Source organism: Serratia sp. GW822-FHT06E05 (genome assembly GCF_058799445.1).
This window is the reverse complement of the sequence record NZ_JBXALM010000013.1, coordinates 56,758-75,077: the sequence shown is the minus strand read 5'-3', so window position 1 is coordinate 75,077 and position 18,320 is coordinate 56,758. Positions and strand designations below refer to the sequence as shown.

Genomic DNA, 18,320 nt, shown 5'->3' with positions numbered 1-18,320 from the left:
TGGAATGCCAACAGTTGATGACGTATTTTGCGTCAGGAGGTAAAACATAATGAATAAAATTCTGTTAGTTGACGACGACCGCGAGCTGACCTCGCTGTTAAAAGAACTGCTTGAAATGGAAGGCTTTACCATCGTGGTTGCTTACGATGGCGAACAGGCGTTGTCGCTACTGGACAGCTCCATCGATCTGCTGCTGCTCGATATCATGATGCCGAAGAAAAACGGTATCGATACGTTGAAAGAGCTGCGTCAACATCACCAGACGCCGGTCATCATGCTGACCGCTCGCGGCAGTGAACTTGACCGCGTTTTGGGCCTGGAACTGGGCGCCGATGACTACCTGCCAAAACCCTTTAACGATCGCGAACTGGTGGCACGTATCCGCGCAATTCTGCGCCGTTCCAACTGGAGCGAACAACAGCAGAATGTCGATACCGGCGCACCAACGCTGGATGTAGACGGCCTGCAGCTCAATCCGGGTCGCCAGGAAGCCAGCTTCGACGGCCAAACGCTGGACCTCACCGGCACCGAATTTACCCTGCTGTACCTGCTGGCGCAGCACCTTGGTCAAGTGGTGTCACGCGAACTGCTGAGCCAGGAAGTACTGGGTAAACGGCTGACGCCTTTTGATCGCGCTATCGATATGCACATCTCCAACCTGCGACGTAAGCTGCCGAACCGCAAAGACGGTCATCCGTGGTTCAAAACGCTGCGTGGTCGGGGTTACTTAATGGTATCTGCAACATGATCAACAGTTTGACGGCACGCATCTTCGCCATTTTCTGGTTCACATTAGCTCTGGTGCTGATGTTGGTGTTGATGGTGCCCAAGTTAGACTCCCGCCAAATGACCTCGCTGCTGGACAGCGAACAGCGGCAGGGGCTGATGCTGGAACAACACGTCGAAGCCGAGTTGCAAAACGATCCGGCCAACGATCTGATGTGGTGGCGGCGCTTATTCCGCGCCATTGAAAAATGGGCCCCGCCAGGGCAGCGCCTGCTGCTGGTCACCAGCGAAGGCCGGGTGATTGGCAACATGCAGCGCAACGAAATGCAGTTGGTGCGCAATTTTATCGGCCAATCCGATAACGCCGATCATCCGAAGAAGAAGAAATATGGCCGTGTCGAACTGGTCGGCCCTTTCTCGGTGCGGGATGGTGAAGACAACTACCAGCTGTACCTGATCCGCCCTGCCAACAGCCCACAATCCGATTTTATCAACCTGATGTTCGACCGGCCGCTGCTGCTGCTGATCGTCACTATGCTGATCAGCGCCCCCTTGCTGCTATGGCTGGCCTGGAGCCTGGCAAAACCGGCGCGCAAGCTGAAGAATGCGGCGGACGATGTCGCACGTGGCAACCTGAAACAGCATCCTGAGCTGGAGGCCGGGCCACAAGAGTTCCTGGCGACCGGCGCCAGTTTTAACCAAATGGTCAGCGCGTTGGAACGCATGATGACCGCTCAGCAACGGCTGATATCCGATATTTCGCATGAGTTGCGCACACCGCTAACCCGTTTGCAGCTGGCCACGGCATTAATGCGCCGTCGCCACGGCGAAGGGCACGAGCTGGCACGTATCGAAACCGAAGCACAGCGCCTGGACTCGATGATTAACGATTTACTGGTGTTGTCGCGTGGGCAACAGAAAAGTGAGTTGGTGCGTGAGCGCTTGCTGGCCAACGAACTGTGGGCCGACGTGCTGGACGACGCCAGCTTCGAAGCAGAACAAATGGGCAAACAGCTGGAGATCACCTCCCCTCCCGGCCCGTGGACCCTGTACGGTAACGCCGGTGCGCTGGATAGCGCGCTGGAAAATATCGTGCGTAATGCCCTGCGTTATTCGAACACCCATATTGCCGTGGCGTTCAGCGCAGACAACCAAGGCATCACCATTGTTGTCGACGACGACGGTCCCGGTGTCAGCGCGGAAGATCGCGAGCAAATATTCCGACCGTTCTATCGAACCGATGAAGCACGCGATCGCGCATCCGGCGGGACAGGTCTGGGCCTGGCCATCGTAGAGGCGGCGGTTAACCAGCATCGTGGCTGGGTGAAAGCGGAAGACAGTCCGCTCGGCGGCCTGCGTCTGGTGCTGTGGTTACCGCTCCACCAACGCTGATAGCCTAAGACAGGCCGGTAAGATTTTGCTATTCTGCGCCCCTCGTCATGAGGGGCTTTTTACATGCTGAACATCGTTTTATTCGAACCTGAAATTCCACCCAATACCGGCAATATCATCCGTCTGTGCGCCAATACCGGTTTTCAACTGCATCTGATAGAGCCAATGGGCTTCCCGTGGGATGATAAACGCCTGCGCCGCGCGGGGCTGGACTACCATGAATTCGCCAGTATCCGACGTCATGCCGACTACGCCGCCTTTATCGCCAGCGAAAATCCGCAGCGTCTGTTTGCCCTGACCACCAAAGGCACCCCGGCACACAGCGCAGTCAGCTACCAGGCCGGCGACTACCTGTTGTTCGGACCGGAAACTCGCGGTCTGCCCGCCGAGATCCTTGACGCCTTGCCGGCACAACAGAAAATCCGCATCCCTATGCAGGCACAAAGCCGCAGCATGAACCTGTCCAATGCTGTCGCGGTAGTCGTGTACGAAGCCTGGCGGCAGTTGGACTACGCGGGCGCGCTGATTAAGTCTTAATCAATGACAACCGTTCCTGCGGAGACGATAATACTGAAAGGTTGCCTCTCCGGGGACATCGCATGGCTTTGGCTAAGAGTATTATTGCGCAGCTACGCAGGCTCGAGCGCGCGCTGAATCAGGCGCTGCTGCGTTTGCAGCACACCTCAGACGTTGAGGCCTTGCACGACGTACGCATCAACCTGCAGCGTATCAGAAGTCTGCTGCGACCATTACGCGGTATCCCCGGCGTAACTGGCCTCAGCAGCGCTGCTGCCGACTTGGGAAAAATCACTACGCCGATACGCGATCTGGAAGTGCTGATCGCCGAACTGGAACTGCATCAGTTGGCATGGCAGGCCAATACGCGCAAAACCGAGCTGTACCGCCGCAAACTCGCGCTGATGTCACAGCCGTTGCTGACCCACTTTCCCACTCTGCTACATATCTGGCCAAAAACCTTCCGCCGAACTCAACCCCGACACATCAAACGTCGTGTTGCCCTCCGCCTGCGCCTCCAGGTAAAACAGCTACGCCTGGCATTGGCTGACATACATTACGATCGGCACCAACTGCGCCTGCTGGTTAAGCGTCTGCGTTATGTTGCCGAAGCCTATTCTCAACTCTCCCTCATCACGCCTGAAACCGTCGCCAGCCTGAAAACGGCACAAAGCGCACTCGGAGATTGGCACGATCGTTTTGTCTGGTGCCAGCAGGCCGAAAACCAGCAAGATCTCTGGCCGCTGTTGCCGCAGTGGCAAATGGCGCTGGAGACGACGCGGAAGCAAGCAGAAAAGGCACTGCTTTCACTTTCGCGAACGCTGAGTGCCTAAAACCAGCGGCGTATCACGATACTGTCAAAAGAATGCAGAAACAGGGCACGGCGAGCGCCGAAAACATTCACTGCCCCGGAGGATAATAAGCTATGTTTTGTAAGGGTAATCGACATTCATCATAGGAAATCGTATGAAAAAACAACGTTTGGGCGTTGCCATGGCGGTTTTGGCAGCGGGCCTGTTACTGGCGGGCTGTTCGTCCAAAGTAACCAAAACGGATCAGTACTCGGGATTCCTGTCTGACTACAGCAAATTGCAGGAAACCACATCACCAAGCGGCCACAAAACGCTGCGCTGGATCGACCCAAGCTACAAAGAGTCCAACTACCGCGGCCTGTATTTTGAGCCAGTAGTCTATTTCCCTGCTGAAAAACCGACGACGCGCGTTAGCCAAGATACGCTGAATAAAATAAAGGCTTACGCTTCTCAGCGGATTAAAACCGCGCTTCAAGATCGCTTTACCGTACTCAATAGTCCGGCCGGGTCACGCGTGCTGGTGGCTAAACTCGCCATCACGGCAGTGTCTGCAGAAAACGAAGATATGAAATTCTATGAGGTGGTACCGGTCGCGGCTGTGGTTGCCAGCACCATGGCGGCCAGCGGTCACAGAACCCAAAACACCACGCTGTATATCGAAGGTGAATTGATCGATCAGGATACCGGCAAAACGGTGCTGGAAGTTGCTCGTAAAGCCTATGGTAAAACCGTCAGCAACGACAGCTCACCGGTAACAGCGGAAGACGTCAAAGCAGCGATCGACGACATGGTTAAAGACATCACCAACTTCCCTAAACAGGGTTAACCCTGCGAAGAAACAAATCGGGGTAGCCAAAGCTCCCCCGATTTTATTCGTCAACTCACCGGATTAAATCCCATCACCGTATTCAAAACCGTGATTGGTACCGTTGAAGTACTGGTCCATATCCATCGACGGCGTATCGCTTTCTGGCCGGCCGACGAGGCGTGCAGGCACGCCCGCGGCGGTCGTATGCGCAGGTACAGACTGCAGCACCACAGAGCCAGCACCGATTTTAGCGCCTTTACCCACTTCGATATTGCCGAGAATTTTAGCCCCGGCGCCAATCATTACGCCCTCACGGATCTTCGGATGGCGGTCGCCGCTGGTCTTTCCGGTACCACCAAGGGTAACCGACTGCAGAATAGACACGTTATTTTCTACTACGGCAGTTTCACCGATCACGATACCAGTAGCGTGGTCAAGCATAATGCCGCAGCCAATCGTGGCCGCCGGGTGGATATCCACGCCGAAAGCGACCGAAATCTGATTCTGCAGGTAAATCGCCAGCGCCTGCCGCCCCTGCAGCCACAGCCAGTGGCCGATACGGTAGGCCTGCAGCGCATGAAAACCTTTCAGGTACAGCAGCGGCGTTGAATATTTATCTACCGCCGGGTCTCGCAGGCGCACGGCCAGGATGTCACGGGCGGCCGAAGCGATCATTTGCTGGTCGGCTAAGTAGGCGTCTTCCACCACTTCACGCACCGCAATGGCCGGCATAATGGGATTTGCCAGCTTGTTTGCCAGAATATAGCTGAGCGCACCGCCCAGGTTATCGTGCTTGAGCAACGTCGCATGATAAAAGCTAGCCAGCATCGGTTCACACTCAGCCAGCTCTCTCGCCTCTGATTTAATGCTATTCCAGACCTGCTCTAACTCTTCTGACGACATCAGGTTCCTCTCCGCCTTGCAAAACAGGCTGCCTCATCGCAAAGCAATCAGGCAGCCCAATTCAGTTGCCGGGGTCAGCATGCCGCCCCGCATTCTATTTTATAGGTCAAGCGTTGTGTTTTTCGTCTTTTCTGGTCCGCCCCAACAGGCTTAGCGCAGCCTCGCGGGCATCTTTATGGCAGTACAGCACCTGGTAAATTTGTTCGGTAATCGGCATTTCAACGCCGTGCCGCTGCGCCAACGCCAATACCTCTTTGGTATTGCGATAGCCTTCGACCACCTGACCTATACTGTCCTGCGCTTCCTGCACGCCTTTTCCCTGCCCCAGCATAATACCGAAGCGGCGGTTGCGCGATTGGTTATCGGTGCAGGTTAACACCAGATCGCCCAGCCCGGCCATGCCCATGAAGGTCGAGGGATCGGCACCCAGCGCAGAGCCAAGGCGTGTCATTTCCGTCAAGCCGCGGGTAATCAATGCGGTACGGGCATTAGCACCAAACCCGATACCGTCTGACATCCCAGCGCCAATGGCAATCACGTTTTTCACCGCCCCGCCCAACTGCACGCCGATAAAATCGGGGTTGCTGTAGACGCGGAAACTTTTGCCGCAGTGCAGCAACTGCTGCAAGTCATCGGCGAACTGCGCATCGGTAGAGGCCAACGCAATGGCGGTAGGCAGCCCTGCAGCCAGCTCTTTGGCGAACGTCGGTCCGGAGACCACCGCCAGCGGAATGGCTTCGCCCAGTGCTTCGCGCGCCACGTCCTGCAACAGCCGACCAGTTTCTGCCTCCAGCCCTTTGGTTGCCCAAACGATACGGGCATCCGGCCGCAAATGCGGTTTCAACTGGCGTAGCACATCACCGAATACATGGCTTGGCACCACCACCAGCACGTCGCGGCTAGCCGCCAGCGCACGGGCCAAATCGGCTTCAAGCAACAGCGTATCGGGGAAGGTGACGTCGGGAAGAAAGGCCTGATTGCAGCGATCGTGCTGCATTTTTTGAATCTGCTCGGGGTTATGGCCCCAGAGCACCACGGAGTGGCCGTTACGCGCCAGCGTAATAGCTAATGCGGTGCCGTACGAGCCGGCACCGATCACTGTCATTGAAGCATTGACGCTGTTCATCAGGCATCCTGATGTGGTGCGGCACCTTCGCCTTCCGCCTGCTGCTGCAGATAGTTCATGAACAGCGCGTCAAAGTTAACCGGTGCCAGGTTCAGCTGCGGGAATGTACCGCGAGAAACCAGGCTGGTGATGCACTCACGCGCATACGGGAACAGAATGTTCGGGCAGTATGCACCCAGGCAATGCGCCAGCTGCGTGCCGTCTATACCCGCTACGGAGAAGATGCCCGCCTGCTGCACTTCACACAGGAACGCAGTTTCTTCGCCCAGAGACGCCGTCACGGTTACGCGCAGTACAACCTCATACACTTCGTCAGCCAACTGGCTGGAAGCGGTATCTAGATCCAGTTTAACTTCTGGCTGCCATTCCTGCTGGAAAACCTGCGGCGCTTTTGGCGCTTCGAAGGAAATATCCTTGGTGTAAATACGCTGAATCTGGAAAGCCATCTCTGTGCTGTTTTGTTCTGACATGTGTGTAATACCCTTGGTTAAACGTCCTTATTGACACTCAGTAACCGGTAGCGGCCCGCTTAAAGCAGCGGATCCAGACCACCACGAGCATCGAGTTCATATAAATCATCGCAGCCGCCGATATGTTGGCCATCGATGAAAATCTGAGGCACGGTGGTGCGCCCACTGCGCGCAATCATCGCTTCGCGTTTTTCATTATCGCCATCGATGGCGATTTCGTTAAACGCGGCGCCCTTGCTGTTCAGCAGCGCTTTAGCGCGATGGCAGAACGGGCAGGTCGCTTTGGTGTAGATATCAATGTTAGCCATGGATTACCACCTCAACTACGTTAAACAATTACTTACCGCGCACTAACGGCAGGTTTTCCCCGCTCCAGCCGGCAATCCCGTCCTTCAGCGTAGTGACGTTTTCAAAGCCCGCCTTGTGCAGGTTTTCTGCCGGCTCGCGGGAAGTGGTGCCGTTGGCACACACCACGATGATCGGCTGAGCCTTGTGTTTTTCCAGCTCGCCCAGGCTGCCGCTTTTGATTTCGCTGGCGGTCAGGTTAATGGCGTTGGCCAAGTGGCCTCTGCGGAAATCATCACGGCTGCGGGTATCCACCACAACGGCATCTTCTTTATTAATCAGTCGGGTGGCTTCACCACGGGTGATCTCTTTCACCTTGGAGAAACTGCTCTTGAAGGTCATGACGATCACCGCAACCAGCAGGGCGATCCAGGCCAGGCTCAGTATGGGATGCTTGCTAACGAATTGCATAATTTCTTGCAGCATGGGGTGTAACAACTCCCGTCAGTTTAAGGAAAAAATAACTCAAGGTTCCAGAGTATACCTGCCGAGTGCAGCAAATACAGCCAATAAGCAAGCGCTATTGCAGAAACTGCGGGCTACGCTGAGAAATTCACTGCGCCACAGCCTAAAAGCCGACCTTGTTGACCGCAACTTTGATCTCTCTGGGCTCTTTTTAACCGTCGGCGTTGTAAAATCGGCCGGTTTTTAGGGTGAATAGCCATCACTCCGGGCACGGGCTGATGGCTATTCACAACTTAAAATTCATAACGAGGTTAATGCAATGTCGAGCAACAAAAAACCGATGGTACTGGTGATCCTGGACGGCTACGGCCACCGTGAGGAGCAACAGGACAACGCCATTATGAACGCCAAAACGCCGGTGATGGATCGCCTGTGGCAACAACAGCCGCATACTCTTATCGCCGCATCCGGGCTGGATGTCGGCCTGCCTGACGGTCAGATGGGCAACTCGGAAGTCGGGCACGTCAACCTGGGGGCCGGGCGCATCGTTTATCAGGATCTGACCCGGTTGGATAAAGAAATCAAAGAAGGCGATTTCTTCGTTAACCCAACGCTGACGGCGGCGGTCGACAAGGCCGTGCAGGCCGGCAAAGCAGTGCATATCATGGGGTTGCTGTCGCCGGGCGGCGTGCACAGCCACGAAGACCATATTCTGGCCATGATTGAACTGGCCGCGCAACGCGGTGCCAAAGCCGTTTACCTGCATGCCTTCCTCGACGGTCGCGATACCCCGCCTCGCAGTGCTGAACCCTCCTTGCAACGCTTTAGCGATACCTTTGCCAGCCTCGGCTGCGGGCGTATCGCATCGCTGATCGGCCGTTACTACGCCATGGACCGCGACAACCGCTGGGATCGCGTTCAACTGGCTTATGATTTACTGACCCAGGCCAAGGGCGACTTTGTCGCCGACAACGCCGTTGCTGCCCTGCAGGCCGCTTACCAGCGTGGCGAGAACGACGAGTTCGTCAAGCCGACCGTTCTCCAGACTGCCGGGGAGGCCACTGCCGAACTGCACGACGGCGACGCACTGATTTTCATGAACTTCCGCGCCGATCGCGCACGCCAGATCGTTCGTGCCTTCGTAAATGCGGATTTCGACGGCTTCCCACGTGCCAAAGTCATCAACTTTGGAGATTTCGTGATGCTGACCGAATACGCTGCCGACATCAAAGTTCCCTGCGCCTATCCACCGGCATCGTTGAACAACACCTTCGGCGAATGGTTAATGAAGCACGACAAAACCCAGCTGCGCATTTCGGAAACCGAAAAATACGCCCACGTCACCTTCTTCTATAATGGCGGCGTTGAAGAGCCGTTTGCCGGGGAAGAACGTGTGCTGATCAACTCACCGAAGGTCGCGACCTACGATCTGCAGCCAGAAATGAGCGCCGCCGAACTGACCGACAAACTGCTGACCGCCATTAACAGCGGCAAGTACGACGCCATCATCTGCAATTATCCAAATGGCGATATGGTGGGTCATACCGGGGTTTACGACGCGGCAGTGAAAGCGGTGGAAACGCTGGACGGCTGCATCGCCCAGGTCGTCGAAGCGGTGAAAGCCGTCGATGGACAACTGCTGATCACCGCCGACCACGGTAATGCCGAGCAAATGCGCGATCCGGCGACCGGTCAGGCGCACACCGCCCACACCAGCCTTCCGGTACCGCTGATTTACATCGGCAAGCCTGCCCGCGCAGTCAACGGCGGCAAGCTTTCGGACATTGCGCCGACCATGCTGACGCTGATGGGAATGGAAATCCCGCAAGAGATGACTGGTAAGCCGCTGTTCATCGTGGAATAATCCTTCCCTATGAGGGAAAAGGCGTTTTTTGCACTATCAAGGGTAACCCGAAGCGCAAACCCAGGCAGCCAGCCGCTGCCTGAACGCACCGCGCCAAGGAAGTTTACCACCCTGTGCGCCAGCGTATTTTACGCTGGCGTCTTGTTGTTGCCGTTAGCCAGCCAGGCGGCGGAAGACAATAAATCCCAGCTCAAAGACATCCAGCAAAGCATCGCCGAGAAAGAAAAGGCGGTTAAGCAGCAGCAACAACAGCGCAGCTCATTGCAGGATCAGCTTAAGCAGCAAGAAAAAACCATCGCGCAGGCCAGCCGCCTGCTGCGTGACACCCAAAGCACATTGAGTCAACTGGGGAAAGATATCTCCGGCCTGAATGCCTCAATCGCCAAGCTGCAAAAGCAGCAATCCACCCAGCAGGAAATCCTCGCCAAACAGCTCGATGCCGCCTTCCGCCAGGGCCAGCACAGCGCCGTGCAATTGATCCTCAGCGGTGAAGAGAGCCAGCGTAGCGAGCGTATTTTGGCTTACTTCGGCTACCTGAACGACGCGCGTCAGCAAACCATTGAAGAACTGAAGCAAACCCGCGCCGAGCTGGCAAAGCAAAAAACCACGCTGGTGGCCAAGCAGGGCCAACAGAAATCGCTGCTAGGCGAACAACAAACGCAGCAGCAGAAGCTGGAGCAGGCACGCGGTGCACGTAAGAAAACGCTGACCGCGCTGGAAGCCTCGCTGGAAAAAGATCAGCAGCGTCTGGTGGAACTGCGCCAGAACGAAACCCGCATGCGCGACAAGATTGCCCGGGCCGAACGAGAAGCCCGTGCCCGAGCGGAACGCGAAGCGCGTGAGGCCGCCAAGGTTCGCGAGCAGGTTCGCGTCAAAGAACAGCAGGCGAAGAAAACCGGCACCAGCTATAAGCCAAGCGAAGCCGACCGTTCACTTATGGCCCGTACCGGCGGCCTTGGCAGACCGGGTGGGCAGGCAATATGGCCGGTCCGCGGCCGCACGTTGCATGGTTTCGGTGAACAGCTGCAAGGTGAACTACGCTGGAAAGGCATGGTGATCTCCGCCGCCGAAGGCAGCGAAGTGAAAGCTATCGCCGACGGTCGCGTGCTGCTGGCCGACTGGCTGCAGGGCTATGGCCTGGTTGTCGTCATCGAACACGGTAAGGGTGACATGAGCCTGTACGGCTACAACCAAAGTGCACTGGTTAACGTCGGGGCACAGGTGCGCGCCGGCCAACCGATAGCCTTGGTGGGTACCAGCGGAGGCCAGGGAACGCCATCGCTCTATTTCGAAATTCGTCGCCAGGGTCAGGCCGTTAACCCACTACCGTGGTTGGGAAGATAGATTTGCGCTATAACAAAATCCGTACTGCCGTCTTGATTGGCTGTCTGCTGCAGGTCTGCGCCGCACAGGCAGGGAAACTCTCCATCGTCATCGATGACGTGGGTTATCGCCCGCACGAAGAGGGTGCGGTGCTGCAAATGCCGACGGCCATCTCCGTTGCAGTGCTGCCCAATGCCCCCCATGCCCGCTTAATGGCCACCCGCGCCCACAGTCAGGGCCGGGAAGTACTGATCCATATGCCGATGGCGCCGCTCAGTAAGCAACCGCTGGAGCGTGACACGCTGCAGCCTTCCATGAGCAGCGAAGAAATCCAGCGCATTATCCGCAATGCGGTCAATAATGTGCCCTATGCGGTAGGTATGAATAACCACATGGGCAGCGCCATGACCTCCAGCCTGCCAGGTATGCAGAAAGTCATGCAGGCGCTCGACAGCTATCAGCTCTATTTCCTCGACAGCATGACCATCGGCAACAGCCAGGCCACCCGAGCGGCGGCCGGCACCCATGTGAAGGTGATCAAGCGTAAGGTGTTCCTGGACGATACGGCCAGCGAAGCCGATATTCGCCGCCAGTTCAACCGGGCGGTCGAATTGGCACAGCGCAACGGTTCCGCTATTGCCATTGGCCACCCGCGGCCGGCAACGGTGAAAGTGCTGCAGCAGATGCTGCCTACGCTGCCAAGCGACATCGTGTTGGTGAAACCCAGCTCGCTGCTGAACGAACCACAGGGCGGCGGTAGTGGCGGCAGCTATGTTCCACCACCGGTCAAACCGCAGAAACCGCAGCCGAAGAACCCGTTCAATGGCGGGATCAAGCAGTGTAAGGTCAAGTTGCCGAAGGAAAAAGTCAACGCGGGCAAGGTCATGAGTGTGATCGGCGAAAGCGTGACCCAGTCGCCGGCCGTGACCTTCATTAAACGTCAGTGGCAACGCTGGACGGACTCAACGCCAGACAAACCTAAAGCATAAAATCAGGGCCGGAATTCCGGCCCTTTTTACTGTTAATCCCAGCTCAAAATCACTTTCCCGGACTGGCCGGAACGCATGGCATCAAAGCCCTGCTGGAATTGGTCGATCGAGAAACGGTGAGTAATGATAGGCGTCAGATCCAAACCAGACTGAATCAGCGCCGCCATCTTATACCAGGTTTCAAACATCTCACGACCGTAAATCCCTTTGATAAACAGCCCTTTGAAGATCACCTGATTCCAGTCGATCGACATATCCGACGGTGGAATACCCAGCATGGCAATACGCCCACCGTGGTTCATCGCATTGAGCAACGAACGAAACGCCGGTGGCGCACCGGACATTTCCAGCCCAACGTCAAACCCTTCGGTCATGCCCAACTCGGCCATCACGTCGTTCAGGTTTTCTTTGCTGACGTTCACCGCACGGGTCACGCCCATTTTACGCGCCAGATCCAAACGGTATTCATTGACGTCGGTAATCACCACATGGCGAGCGCCAACGTGCTTACATACCGCTGCGGCCATGATGCCAATCGGGCCGGCGCCGGAAACCAGCACGTCTTCGCCCACTAAATCAAACGACAGCGCGGTGTGCACCGCATTGCCGAACGGGTCGAAGATTGACGCCAGTTCATCGGAGATATTGTCCGGGATCTTGAAGGCATTGAACGCCGGGATCACCAGATACTCAGCAAACGACCCTGGACGGTTCACGCCCACACCGGTGGTATTGCGACACAGGTGCGTGCGGCCACCCCGGCAGTTGCGGCAATGGCCGCAGGTGATATGACCTTCGCCTGAAACGCGGTCGCCGACGTTGAACCCTTTGACTTCCTGGCCGATGGCAACCACTTCACCCACGTATTCGTGGCCGACGACCATAGGCACCGGGATGGTTTTCTGCGACCATTCATCCCAGTTATAGATATGAACATCGGTACCGCAGATCGCGGTTTTACGGATTTTAATCATGATGTCGTTATGACCCAGCTCCGGCTGAGGCACATCGGTCATCCAAATCCCTTCTTCCGCTTTCAGTTTTGACAATGCTTTCATGGTTTTACCTTATGCAATAACGCCAAGATCTTTACCGATACGAATGAACGCCGCAACAGCACGCTCAATTTGCTCCGGGGTATGATCGGCAGACATCTGGGTACGGATGCGTGCCTGGCCTTTCGGCACCACCGGATAGAAGAAACCTGTTACATAGATGCCTTCCTTGAGCAACGCATTGGCGAATTCCTGCGCCAGTTTTGCTTCACCCAACATCACCGGGATGATGGCGTGATCGGCCCCGGCCAGCTCAAAGCCCGCCGCAGTCATTTTTTCACGGAACAGACTCGCATTAGCCCACAGGCGATCGCGCAGTGCATCGCCCTCTTCCAGCAATTCCAATACTTTGATCGACGCGGCAACAATCGCCGGCGCCAGCGAGTTGGAGAACAGATAAGGGCGCGACCGCTGACGCAGCCACTCCACCACCTCTTTCTTCGCCGCGGTATAGCCGCCGGAAGCGCCGCCCAACGCCTTGCCTAAGGTACCGGTAATGATGTCGACGCGCCCCATCACTTCGCAATACTCGTGGGTGCCACGCCCGTTGGCGCCAACGAAACCAACCGCGTGGGAGTCATCCACCATCACCAACGCCTGATATTGGTCCGCCAGATCGCACACGCCTTTCAGGTTGGCGATCACGCCGTCCATTGAGAACACGCCGTCGGTGGCGATCATGATGTGCCGTGCGCCATCAGCCTTGGCCTGCTTCAGCTGTGCAGCCAATTCAGTCATATCGTTGTTGGCGTAGCGATAGCGCTTCGCCTTGCACAAGCGGACACCGTCGATGATCGAAGCATGGTTCAACGCATCAGAAATAATGGCGTCTTCCGGACCCAGCAGGGTTTCGAACAGACCACCGTTGGCGTCAAAACAAGAGGAATACAGGATGGCGTCTTCCATCCCGAGGAAATCGGCCAGCTTTTTTTCCAGCTGTTTATGGCTATCCTGGGTGCCACAAATAAAGCGCACCGACGCCATGCCGAAACCATGGCTGTCCATACCGGCCTTGGCCGCCGCGATCATCGCCGGGTGGTTAGCCAGGCCCAGGTAGTTGTTGGCGCAGAAATTGATCACATGGCTGCCGTCGGCTACGGCGATATCAGCCTGCTGAGCGGTAGTAATAATGCGCTCTTCTTTGAACAATCCCTCGCTACGGGTGGTCTCAAGTTGTTGTTCCAACTGCTGATAAAAAGACGCGGACATTCGGTTATCTCCAGGATTGGGCTGTTTTCAACATATTTTACTGATTTGTAACCAAACTGACGAGAATCAGCGGGAGAGAATATGAAAATTGCAGCAGATATCACGGCAAAGTACTGCAGTGCTCGACATCACGGGATATTCAGAGCCCGTCCGATGTTTGCAGCGGCATGAAATGCTATTATAAGCGGCATTGAGCGTGGGACACCGTGTCCCACCGGGCAGAATAACAGGGGTAACCCAATGATTATCGTCACTGGTGGCGCCGGCATGATCGGCAGCAATATCATTAAAGCGCTGAATGACACAGGGTATCGCGATATCCTGGTGGTAGATAACCTGAAAGATGGCACCAAATTCGCCAACCTGGTCGATCTCGACATCGCCGACTATATCGACAAAGAAGATTTCATCGCCAATATCGTGGCCGGTGACGATCTGGGTGAAATCGACGCGGTTTTCCACGAAGGTGCCTGCTCGTCCACCACCGAGTGGGACGGCAAGTACATGATGGACAACAACTATCAGTACTCTAAAGATCTGCTGCACTACTGCCTGGATCGCGAAATTCCGTTCCTGTACGCCTCTTCTGCAGCCACCTACGGCGGTCGTGAAGAGTTTATCGAAGAGCGCCAGTTTGAAGAGCCGCTGAACGTTTACGGCTACTCGAAATTCCTGTTCGACCAGTACGTACGTGAAATTCTGCCGGAGGCAGACTCGCAGATCTGCGGCTTCCGTTACTTCAACGTCTACGGCCCGCGCGAAGGCCACAAGGGCAGCATGGCCAGCGTGGCATTCCACCTGAACAGCCAGATCAACCGCGGCGAGAACCCGAAACTGTTCGACGGCAGCCAAAACTTCAAGCGTGACTTCATCTACGTCGGCGACGTAGCGGCAGTGAACCTGTGGTTCTGGAAAAGCGGCGTCTCCGGCATCTTCAACTGCGGCACCGGCCGTGCGGAAACCTTCCAGGCGGTGGCCGACGCGGTAGTCGACTTCCATCAGAAAGGCGCAGTGGAAAACATCCCGTTCCCGGAAAAACTCAAAGGTCGTTATCAGGCGTTTACCCAGGCCGACCTGACCAAGCTGCGCGCCGCCGGCTATGACGCACCGTTTAAAACGGTCGCCGAAGGCGTGAAAGAGTACATGGCCTGGTTGAACCGCACCGCCTAAGCTGAAGGAACAAACGTAGGGTATGAAAATACTGGTTATCGGCCCTTCATGGGTTGGCGATATGATGATGTCGCAAAGTCTCTACCGCACCCTGAAGGCCGAGCACCCGACGGCAGAAATTGATGTGATGGCGCCGGCCTGGTGCCGTCCATTGCTGGCGCGTATGCCGGAGGTCAACCAGGCCCTGTCGATGCCGTTAGGCCACGGCGCGTTGGCACTCGGTGAGCGTCGACGTCTCGGGCATGCCCTGCGCGCTAACGGATACGATCGCGCTTATGTGCTGCCGAACTCCTTCAAATCTGCGCTGGTGCCCTTCTTTGCCCAGGTGCCACGGCGCGTTGGTTGGCGCGGGGAAATGCGCTATGGCCTGCTGAATGATATTCGCGTACTGGACAAGGTCGCCTTCCCGCTGATGGTGCAGCGTTATGTCGCGCTAGCCTATGACAAACAACGCATTCAACGCGCAGAAGATCTGCCGCAGCCGCTACTGTGGCCGCAACTGCAGGTCAGCGACGAAGAGATTGCCGAAACTACCGCCGCCTTCAACCTGACCGATCATCGGCCGATCATCGGCTTTTGCCCCGGCGCCGAGTTCGGTCCGGCCAAACGCTGGCCGCATTATCACTATGCCGCTCTGGCACAGAAGCTGATCGATCAGGGTTATCAAATCGCCCTGTTCGGTTCCGCCAAGGATAATGAGGCGGGCGAACAGATCCGCGCTGCGCTGGATGACGACGCCCGCGGCTTTTGCATGAACCTGGCTGGGGAAACTCAGCTGGAGCAAGCGGTGATCCTGTTGGCCTCCTGTTCGGCCGTGGTCAGTAACGACTCAGGTTTGATGCACGTTGCGGCGGCGTTGAATAAACCGCTGATAGCCTTGTACGGCCCGAGCAGCCCGGACTTCACGCCGCCGCTGTCCGACAAGGCCAAAGTGATCCGCTTAATTAGTGGTTACCATAAGATACGCAAAGGCGATGCCGATCAGGGTTACCATCAGAGCCTGATCGATATTCAGCCACAGCAGGTGTTGGACGCGCTGACGCCGTTACTTGCCGCCAGCGAGGAATAAGCATGCAGGTGTTGATTGTAAAAACCTCTTCCATGGGAGATGTGCTCCACACGCTACCTGCGCTCACCGACGCCATGCAGGCCATTCCCGGTATTCGCTTTGATTGGGTGGTTGAGGAAAGCTTCAGCCAAATCCCCACCTGGCATCCGGCGGTAGACCGTGTGATCCCAGTGGCGATACGCCGCTGGCGTAAAAACTGGTTTGGCAGCGAAACTCGCCAACAACGCTGCGACTTTAAACGCGTGGTGCAGGAGCGAAATTACGACGCGGTGATCGACGCCCAGGGGCTAATCAAAAGCGCCGCGCTGATCACTCGCATCGCCAAAGGCAGCAAACACGGTCAGGACAGCAAAAGCGCCCGTGAGCCCTTCGCCAGCTGGTTCTACAACCACCGCTACGATATCGACAAACAGCAACATGCCGTTGAGCGTACGCGCGAGCTGTTTGCCAAAAGCCTGGGCTATGAAAAACCCGACAGCGTCGGCGATTACGCCATTGCGGCCCGCTTTCTCAGCCATCTGCCGGCCGATGCCGGCCAGTATCTGGTGTTTTTACATGCTACCACGCGCGATGAGAAACACTGGCCGGAAACACACTGGCGCGATCTGATTGCGTTAACTGAGCCAACCGGTTTGAAGATCAAACTACCGTGGGGCGCAGAGCACGAGCGTCAACGCGCACTGCGTCTGGCGGAAGGTTTCCCGCACGTCGAGGTTTTACCCAAGCTCAGTCTGCAGCAGGTGGCCGAAGTGCTGGCCGGTGCGAAATGCGTGGTCTCGGTTGATACCGGCCTCAGCCACCTGACCGCCGCGCTAGACAGGCCGAATATCACGCTGTTTGGTCCCACCGATCCAGGATTGATCGGTGGTTACGGTCAGAATCAACACTCTCTGATTTCCCCAGAAAAAAGCATGGCGACGCTCTCCGCTGGTTCAGTCTGGGCCGAGTTGCAAAAGGTTATTGGATGAAAAAGCTGCACGTTATCAATTTAGGGAAGATGGGTGGCGTCGAACGCCTGTTCCTGCAGTATATCAACGACACTACCGACGGCAGTAACGAGGTGATTTGCATCAGTAGCGAGGTCGGTGAAGAGATCCGCCGGCAAATGCCTGACCAAAAAGTTACCTTTGCCAACCGGCTGGTGAACGCTTTGCCACTGCGCTGCCCGCAGTTTTTACGCAAATACCTGCTGAAAAGCAAAATCGAAAAGGCCAATGCCGACGTGGTCATCGTTTGGGACCTGGTACCCGGTCTGGCCGCCAAACCGAAACGCGGTAAGCTGGTTTACTACGATCACGGTTGTTCATGGCGCTACCCGAAGAATCACAAAACCTTGCGTTTTCTCGCCATGCTGGACGGGGTGATCTCGGCCTCATTTGCCTCAAAACGGGTGATGGAACTGCGCTTTAATTTGCCCTGCCCAAATCACGTGGTGATCAACCGACTGAAAACGCCCTCCGGTATCAGCGATAGCCTGAAACCACTCAGCAAGCCGATCAGAATAGGCACCGCCTCGCGCCTGGTCAGCCTGAAAGGCATCAGCGTGTCGTTACTGATGATGCAGGAACTGCTGCGCCGCGGGCATGATGTCACTCTGGAAATTGCAGGCAAGGGACCCGACAGGGCTGAATTTGAAGCCTTGGCGGAAAAGCTCGAGCTGGGCGACCGGGTCATCTTCAGCGGTTTTCAGGATAACGTTGCGGATTTCTTCAACCGCACACATATCTATATGAGTACGCCGATCACCGAACCCTTCGGCTTATCCTGTATGGAAGCGTTGTATTTCGGCGTGCCGGTCATATTCCCGCAGGTCGATGGCCAGCCTGAGGTGATTAAAGATGGGCACTGCGGTATTGGCTTGCTCCCCTCGGTAACGATTGAAGAACATCAACGGCTAACGGGTATCAAGGTGGATTTTCCTCACGATGTCTATGATCCGCTCAGCGATACCTTGGTCATGCCGAAACTGCTGTCACATATTGAGTGCGCAGATGCAGTGGAAAAGCTGATAGTGCCGGAAACATATCAAAGTATGAGTCAAAATGCGCAGCGTTACCCGGTTGAACATTTCAGCTACGCTATGTTCAAAACAGAATTTGACGACGCGCTGAAATCATTTACTGCTTAACATTAATGCG

Annotated in this window: 19 protein-coding genes; 12 read left to right on the top strand and 7 right to left on the bottom strand. The window is 56.1% G+C overall.

The window, feature by feature from the left end; all coding sequences use genetic code 11:
* Positions 1 to 49 precede the first annotated feature (49 nt).
* From cpxR to AC1RKC_RS22880, 5 genes are all read left to right on the top strand, one after another.
* Positions 50 to 748, top strand: a complete 699-nt coding sequence (gene cpxR / locus AC1RKC_RS22900; protein WP_004953234.1) for an envelope stress response regulator transcription factor CpxR — start codon at positions 50 to 52, stop codon at positions 746 to 748.
* The gene (cpxA, locus tag AC1RKC_RS22895) at positions 745 to 2,118 is read left to right on the top strand and encodes an envelope stress sensor histidine kinase CpxA (protein WP_020837572.1); all 1,374 of its coding nucleotides are present in this window, start codon (positions 745 to 747) and stop codon (positions 2,116 to 2,118) included. Before cpxR ends, cpxA begins: the two co-directional genes overlap by 4 nt.
* A gap of 63 nt (positions 2,119 to 2,181) precedes the next feature.
* Positions 2,182 to 2,655, top strand: a complete 474-nt coding sequence (gene trmL, locus AC1RKC_RS22890) for a tRNA (uridine(34)/cytosine(34)/5-carboxymethylaminomethyluridine(34)-2'-O)-methyltransferase TrmL (RefSeq protein WP_020837573.1) — start codon at positions 2,182 to 2,184, stop codon at positions 2,653 to 2,655.
* Between the two features lie 62 nt (positions 2,656 to 2,717).
* On the top strand, positions 2,718 to 3,467 hold the full coding sequence (locus tag AC1RKC_RS22885) for a CHAD domain-containing protein (RefSeq protein WP_115060816.1): 750 nt from the start codon (positions 2,718 to 2,720) through the stop codon (positions 3,465 to 3,467).
* 133 nt (positions 3,468 to 3,600) lie between these two features.
* Positions 3,601 to 4,272 carry a DUF3313 domain-containing protein gene (locus AC1RKC_RS22880; RefSeq protein WP_020837576.1) on the top strand — a complete coding sequence of 224 codons (672 nt, stop codon included), beginning with the start codon at positions 3,601 to 3,603 and terminating at the stop codon, positions 4,270 to 4,272.
* Between the two features lie 63 nt (positions 4,273 to 4,335).
* Here the strand turns inward: AC1RKC_RS22880 and cysE are convergent, their stop codons facing one another.
* From cysE to AC1RKC_RS22855, 5 genes are all read right to left on the bottom strand, one after another.
* Entirely contained in the window at positions 4,336 to 5,157 is an 822-nt protein-coding gene (cysE, locus tag AC1RKC_RS22875) for a serine O-acetyltransferase (protein ID WP_046374883.1), read from the bottom strand.
* A gap of 106 nt (positions 5,158 to 5,263) precedes the next feature.
* Positions 5,264 to 6,283: an NAD(P)H-dependent glycerol-3-phosphate dehydrogenase gene (gene gpsA, locus AC1RKC_RS22870; RefSeq protein ID WP_020837578.1), complete on the bottom strand. Its 1,020-nt coding sequence runs from the start codon at positions 6,281 to 6,283 to the stop codon at positions 5,264 to 5,266.
* Positions 6,283 to 6,753 (bottom strand): protein-export chaperone SecB, encoded by a 471-nt coding sequence (gene secB / locus AC1RKC_RS22865; protein ID WP_020837579.1) that lies wholly within the window; start codon positions 6,751 to 6,753, stop codon positions 6,283 to 6,285. Before secB ends, gpsA begins: the two co-directional genes overlap by 1 nt.
* Positions 6,754 to 6,812: 59 nt before the next feature.
* Positions 6,813 to 7,061 (bottom strand): glutaredoxin 3, encoded by a 249-nt coding sequence (gene grxC, locus AC1RKC_RS22860; protein ID WP_012147490.1) that lies wholly within the window; start codon positions 7,059 to 7,061, stop codon positions 6,813 to 6,815.
* A gap of 28 nt (positions 7,062 to 7,089) precedes the next feature.
* Positions 7,090 to 7,524, bottom strand: a complete 435-nt coding sequence (locus AC1RKC_RS22855) for a rhodanese-like domain-containing protein (RefSeq protein WP_020837580.1) — start codon at positions 7,522 to 7,524, stop codon at positions 7,090 to 7,092.
* Between the two features lie 298 nt (positions 7,525 to 7,822).
* On the opposite strand from AC1RKC_RS22855, the gene gpmM reads away from it, so the two are divergent.
* From gpmM to AC1RKC_RS22840, 3 genes are read left to right on the top strand one after another with little or no spacing between them, the layout of a single operon-like run.
* Complete coding sequence (gene gpmM, locus AC1RKC_RS22850) at positions 7,823 to 9,367, top strand: 2,3-bisphosphoglycerate-independent phosphoglycerate mutase (RefSeq protein WP_174574904.1); 1,545 nt, start codon at positions 7,823 to 7,825, stop codon at positions 9,365 to 9,367.
* Positions 9,368 to 9,376: 9 nt separating this feature from the next.
* Positions 9,377 to 10,711, top strand: a complete 1,335-nt coding sequence (gene envC, locus AC1RKC_RS22845; RefSeq protein ID WP_048762387.1) for a murein hydrolase activator EnvC — start codon at positions 9,377 to 9,379, stop codon at positions 10,709 to 10,711.
* 2 nt (positions 10,712 to 10,713) lie between these two features.
* Positions 10,714 to 11,679, top strand: a complete 966-nt coding sequence (locus AC1RKC_RS22840; RefSeq protein WP_129983807.1) for a divergent polysaccharide deacetylase family protein — start codon at positions 10,714 to 10,716, stop codon at positions 11,677 to 11,679.
* 32 nt (positions 11,680 to 11,711) lie between these two features.
* Here AC1RKC_RS22840 and tdh read toward each other — a convergent pair whose 3' ends face one another.
* Together tdh and kbl are read right to left on the bottom strand one after the other, a co-directional pair.
* The gene (tdh, locus tag AC1RKC_RS22835) at positions 11,712 to 12,737 is read right to left on the bottom strand and encodes an L-threonine 3-dehydrogenase (RefSeq protein ID WP_044554904.1); all 1,026 of its coding nucleotides are present in this window, start codon (positions 12,735 to 12,737) and stop codon (positions 11,712 to 11,714) included.
* 9 nt (positions 12,738 to 12,746) lie between these two features.
* Positions 12,747 to 13,943, bottom strand: coding sequence for a glycine C-acetyltransferase (gene kbl / locus AC1RKC_RS22830; protein WP_046374879.1), 1,197 nt, complete (start codon positions 13,941 to 13,943; stop codon positions 12,747 to 12,749).
* A gap of 240 nt (positions 13,944 to 14,183) precedes the next feature.
* Here kbl and rfaD point away from each other — a divergent pair, with 240 nt between their 5' ends.
* Genes rfaD through AC1RKC_RS22810 form a run of 4 tightly spaced genes read left to right on the top strand, consistent with a single transcriptional unit; the run spans position 14,184 to position 18,310 of the window.
* Entirely contained in the window at positions 14,184 to 15,113 is a 930-nt protein-coding gene (gene rfaD / locus AC1RKC_RS22825; RefSeq protein WP_020837590.1) for an ADP-glyceromanno-heptose 6-epimerase, read from the top strand.
* Between the two features lie 22 nt (positions 15,114 to 15,135).
* On the top strand, positions 15,136 to 16,182 hold the full coding sequence (rfaF, locus tag AC1RKC_RS22820; protein ID WP_174574905.1) for an ADP-heptose--LPS heptosyltransferase RfaF: 1,047 nt from the start codon (positions 15,136 to 15,138) through the stop codon (positions 16,180 to 16,182).
* A 2-nt stretch (positions 16,183 to 16,184) separates the two neighbouring features.
* Positions 16,185 to 17,150, top strand: coding sequence for a lipopolysaccharide heptosyltransferase RfaC (gene rfaC, locus AC1RKC_RS22815; protein ID WP_020837592.1), 966 nt, complete (start codon positions 16,185 to 16,187; stop codon positions 17,148 to 17,150).
* A complete protein-coding gene (locus AC1RKC_RS22810) occupies positions 17,147 to 18,310 on the top strand; it encodes a glycosyltransferase (RefSeq protein ID WP_115060822.1) in 1,164 nt (387 codons plus the stop codon). The genes rfaC and AC1RKC_RS22810 overlap by 4 nt, the downstream gene beginning before the upstream one ends.
* The last annotated feature ends 10 nt before the right edge of the window (positions 18,311 to 18,320 follow it).

Excerpts from the sequence above, each read along its gene's own strand:
- cpxR (WP_004953234.1), top strand. The coding sequence starts at position 50 with ATGAATAAAATTCTGTTAGTTGACGACGACCGCGAGCTGACCTCGCTG.
- cpxA (WP_020837572.1), top strand. The coding sequence starts at position 745 with ATGATCAACAGTTTGACGGCACGCATCTTCGCCATTTTCTGGTTCACA.
- trmL (WP_020837573.1), top strand. The coding sequence starts at position 2,182 with ATGCTGAACATCGTTTTATTCGAACCTGAAATTCCACCCAATACCGGC.
- AC1RKC_RS22885 (WP_115060816.1), top strand. The coding sequence starts at position 2,718 with ATGGCTTTGGCTAAGAGTATTATTGCGCAGCTACGCAGGCTCGAGCGC.
- AC1RKC_RS22880 (WP_020837576.1), top strand. The coding sequence starts at position 3,601 with ATGAAAAAACAACGTTTGGGCGTTGCCATGGCGGTTTTGGCAGCGGGC.
- cysE (WP_046374883.1), bottom strand. The coding sequence starts at position 5,157 with ATGTCGTCAGAAGAGTTAGAGCAGGTCTGGAATAGCATTAAATCAGAG.
- gpsA (WP_020837578.1), bottom strand. The coding sequence starts at position 6,283 with ATGAACAGCGTCAATGCTTCAATGACAGTGATCGGTGCCGGCTCGTAC.
- secB (WP_020837579.1), bottom strand. The coding sequence starts at position 6,753 with ATGTCAGAACAAAACAGCACAGAGATGGCTTTCCAGATTCAGCGTATT.
- grxC (WP_012147490.1), bottom strand. The coding sequence starts at position 7,061 with ATGGCTAACATTGATATCTACACCAAAGCGACCTGCCCGTTCTGCCAT.
- AC1RKC_RS22855 (WP_020837580.1), bottom strand. The coding sequence starts at position 7,524 with ATGCTGCAAGAAATTATGCAATTCGTTAGCAAGCATCCCATACTGAGC.
- gpmM (WP_174574904.1), top strand. The coding sequence starts at position 7,823 with ATGTCGAGCAACAAAAAACCGATGGTACTGGTGATCCTGGACGGCTAC.
- envC (WP_048762387.1), top strand. The coding sequence starts at position 9,377 with ATGAGGGAAAAGGCGTTTTTTGCACTATCAAGGGTAACCCGAAGCGCA.
- tdh (WP_044554904.1), bottom strand. The coding sequence starts at position 12,737 with ATGAAAGCATTGTCAAAACTGAAAGCGGAAGAAGGGATTTGGATGACC.
- kbl (WP_046374879.1), bottom strand. The coding sequence starts at position 13,943 with ATGTCCGCGTCTTTTTATCAGCAGTTGGAACAACAACTTGAGACCACC.
- rfaD (WP_020837590.1), top strand. The coding sequence starts at position 14,184 with ATGATTATCGTCACTGGTGGCGCCGGCATGATCGGCAGCAATATCATT.
- rfaF (WP_174574905.1), top strand. The coding sequence starts at position 15,136 with ATGAAAATACTGGTTATCGGCCCTTCATGGGTTGGCGATATGATGATG.
- rfaC (WP_020837592.1), top strand. The coding sequence starts at position 16,185 with ATGCAGGTGTTGATTGTAAAAACCTCTTCCATGGGAGATGTGCTCCAC.
- AC1RKC_RS22810 (WP_115060822.1), top strand. The coding sequence starts at position 17,147 with ATGAAAAAGCTGCACGTTATCAATTTAGGGAAGATGGGTGGCGTCGAA.